The 2,714-nt window shown below is 69.3% G+C and carries 4 protein-coding genes and 1 pseudogene; 4 read left to right on the top strand and 1 reads right to left on the bottom strand.

All coding sequences use genetic code 11. The annotated features are described in order from the left end of the window. The first annotated feature begins 70 nt into the window (after window positions 1–70). Together D7V93_RS41425 and D7V93_RS41420 are read left to right on the top strand one after the other, a co-directional pair. Complete coding sequence (locus tag D7V93_RS41425; RefSeq protein ID WP_120648479.1) at window positions 71–526, top strand: hypothetical protein; 456 nt, start codon at window positions 71–73, stop codon at window positions 524–526. 133 nt (window positions 527–659) lie between these two features. Next, window positions 660–1,076 carry a hypothetical protein gene (locus D7V93_RS41420; RefSeq protein ID WP_120648478.1) on the top strand — a complete coding sequence of 139 codons (417 nt, stop codon included), beginning with the start codon at window positions 660–662 and terminating at the stop codon, window positions 1,074–1,076. Window positions 1,077–1,292: 216 nt separating this feature from the next. On the opposite strand, the gene D7V93_RS41415 is transcribed toward D7V93_RS41420, so the two are convergent. After that, entirely contained in the window at window positions 1,293–1,877 is a 585-nt protein-coding gene (locus D7V93_RS41415; protein WP_244237818.1) for an SCO family protein, read from the bottom strand. 248 nt (window positions 1,878–2,125) lie between these two features. On the opposite strand from D7V93_RS41415, the gene D7V93_RS41410 reads away from it, so the two are divergent. Both D7V93_RS41410 and D7V93_RS46285 read left to right on the top strand, forming a co-directional pair. Continuing rightward, the gene (locus tag D7V93_RS41410) at window positions 2,126–2,443 is read left to right on the top strand and encodes a hypothetical protein (protein WP_120648476.1); all 318 of its coding nucleotides are present in this window, start codon (window positions 2,126–2,128) and stop codon (window positions 2,441–2,443) included. After that, a pseudogene (locus tag D7V93_RS46285) lies at window positions 2,440–2,714 on the top strand (hypothetical protein); the annotation flags it as partial. The gene D7V93_RS41410 and the pseudogene D7V93_RS46285, both read left to right, overlap by 4 nt.

The raw sequence follows: 2,714 nt of genomic DNA, 5'->3' as shown, positions 1-2,714 counted from the left end.
GAATGGGTACTACCGGAAAGATGGGCTAGAGTCCGCGCCGTCCTCTTTTTCCTCTCCGGAGCGAAATCGCATGTCCCAGCAAAGCCCTGGCAAGAAGCGTGGTCTGTCCCGTCCCGTGGAAGTGGTCCGCGCGGAGCTGCTCAAGGATCCCGAGACGAAGCGCATCGCGGACGCGGTGGGCATGAAGCTGGAGGACTACGTCGAGCTGGTGCTCGAGTACGCCCAGGACAAGGACAAGGAGCCCATGCTCAACGTCGTGTCCGACGAGGAGCTGAAGGCGAACGGCTTCCCCGTGCACACGGTGGAGGAGGTCGGCGAGTTCCTCGTCGCCGGCGCCAAGGGTGAGCTGCCCGGCCAGGGCAACCCCTTCGCGAAGTCGGAGTTCGAGGCCCAGAAGGGTGGCGGCGCCGCCGGCAAGCCCAGCCTGAACCCCACGGGTGAGACGGCCAAGGGCCCCCAGGACGAGGCGAAGCGCCAGGAGCTGCTGGAGCAGATGAAGAAGGGCGGCGGCGGACCGCGGGGCTAGGGCCAGCCCGCATCGGCCGTGAAATTCGATCGGAAATTCAGGAGGAAACCTTTTCCTCCTCCCTCCGAGAATCCTTTTGTAGCTTCACTTCGGCACACACTCTCCAAACCAGACTTAAGCAGGGGGTATTACCATGGGCGGCATCGGCAAGATTGTCAGCAGCGTTGCGAAGACGGTTAGCAAGGTTGCCGGCGGCGTCGCGAACATCGCGGGCAAGGCGCTGAGCTTCGTGCAGAACCCGATGGGCGCCATCACGAGCGGCCTGAAGGGTCTGGCGGGCGGCCTCCTGGACAAGCTCCCGTTCGGCCTGGGCAAGCTGGCGAAGCCGTTCGTCGACAAGTTCATCGACTCCGGCGCGTCCCTGCTCGCCAAGGGCCCCCTGGCCGGTCTGTCCCAGCTGACCAAGTTCGCCCCGACCGTGAAGTCCATCGCGGACATCGCGACGACGGTGAAGGACGGCGCGGACAAGGTCGGCGCGCTGGCCTCCCAGCCCGCGCAGCAGAACGTGCAGAACCTGTTCGCCCACGCGCAGGCTGCGCTCATCAACTGAGTTCCCCGCTGAAGCTGGCGTGACTCAGGCACGAAGGCCGGTCCTCACCGAAAGGTGGGAGCCGGCCTTTCGGCTTTGCGGGCCACGCGGGCCCGGCGCTTTTCGTGGGTCGTGCTCGGGCCCTCAGAAGCTGAGAAGGCTTCGGGGTGATCGCGACCTCACGGTATCACTCCAGGTGTGGGCTGGATCAAAAAGCCCCCCGGAAGGCCGCCGCGATCAGCTTCCGTCGGCGGTGAGGCGGTGGGCGTCCGCTTCGAGGCGCTCGGTGGCTTCGGGATCCGCGCTGTCGTAGTAGCCGCGGATCTCCCCGGTGCCGTCCACGAGCACGAAGTGGGTGCCGTGGAAGATGGAGAGCAGGTCGTCCTCGGCGGCGCCGGGCTCGCGGCCCATGCTGATCTTGAAGCCCTGGACGATGGTGTTCTTCAACTGGCCGTAGTCGCCGGTGAGGAAATTCCAGCGGGCGAAGTCCGCGCGGTACTTCTGGCCGTACTCGGCCAGCCGCTCCGGGGTGTCGTAGGCCGGATCCACGGAGAAGGACACCAGCTGGAGCCGGGGCCCGAGCGCCGCGGTGTGCTCCTGCACGCGCGCCAGCTTCTGGGTGAAGACGGGGCACACGGTGGGGCACCGGGTGAAGATGAAGTTGGCGATGTAGGGGCGGCCGTGGAGCTGCTTCGACCCCCAGGGCTGACCGTCCTGCCGCGTGAAGGTGAAGTCGGGCAGGGCGCCCAGCCGGGGCGGTGGGGAGGACCGGCCCTGTGCGAGCTCCCGGCCCGTCACCACGACGAGGCCGAGCGATGCCACGACGACGCCTGCCCAGACCATGGAGCGCCGGAAGTTCCGGGGACGGGGGGTCGGCAGGGAGGAGGGCGATTCAGCGGACATGGAGCGGCACGTAACGGCATCGACCGGGGGGGCACAAGCGCGGGCTGCGTCGTGGGTAGGGGCTGGCCGCATGCGAGGCATGAGGGAGAGTGGCCGCTTCCGGCGGGGCGTCTCCGGGACGGGGTGTGCCTTGAGGGGACCCCGGGTGCGTGCTACCCGGGAAGGCCATGCCTCTCGCCTTCTTCCAGCTTCAGGGTGGACGTCTCCCGGCAGGCCGGCGGGAGGACTTCCGGTTGCTCCCGGGACGGCTCCTCACGGGGCTGCTGCGCGGCCTGATGCTGTGGGGGATGGCCGTGCCGGTGGAGGCGCTGGCCTGTCCCGCGTGCACGGCCCGCGCGCCCGAGTCCCCAGGGGGGGCGGGCGTGTTGCTGCTGGCCTTGATGGGGGTGCCCTTCGCCCTGGTGGGAGTGGGCATCTGGGCGGCCCGGCGGGCCCTGCGTGACGAGCGGACCGCCGCGACCCCGCTGGAACAGGAGCGCCCGTGAAGTCCCTTTCCGCCTCTCCGATGCCCGCGCTGCTCGGGGCCTCCGCCGCGCCATCGGGTCCCTCTCCCGCGCCGCCTGGAACTTCCATCGCACCATCGGCTCCTTCCGCCGCGCCATCGGCTCCTTCCGCCGCACTGCCTGGAACCTCCGCCGCGCCGCCGGATGCGCAGGCGCCCCTGGCGGTCGCTCCCGAGCGGGGCGCGTGGACCCTGTCGCCGCCGGAGAACGCGAGCGCGTACGGGGACCGCATCGACGCGTTGCTGGCCAGGAG

Source organism: Corallococcus llansteffanensis (assembly GCF_003612055.1).
In the GTDB taxonomy this organism is placed as follows: Bacteria; Myxococcota; Myxococcia; order Myxococcales; family Myxococcaceae; genus Corallococcus; species Corallococcus llansteffanensis.
Note: the sequence above shows the minus strand (reverse complement) of the source record. Positions and strands in the feature narration are given on the sequence as shown.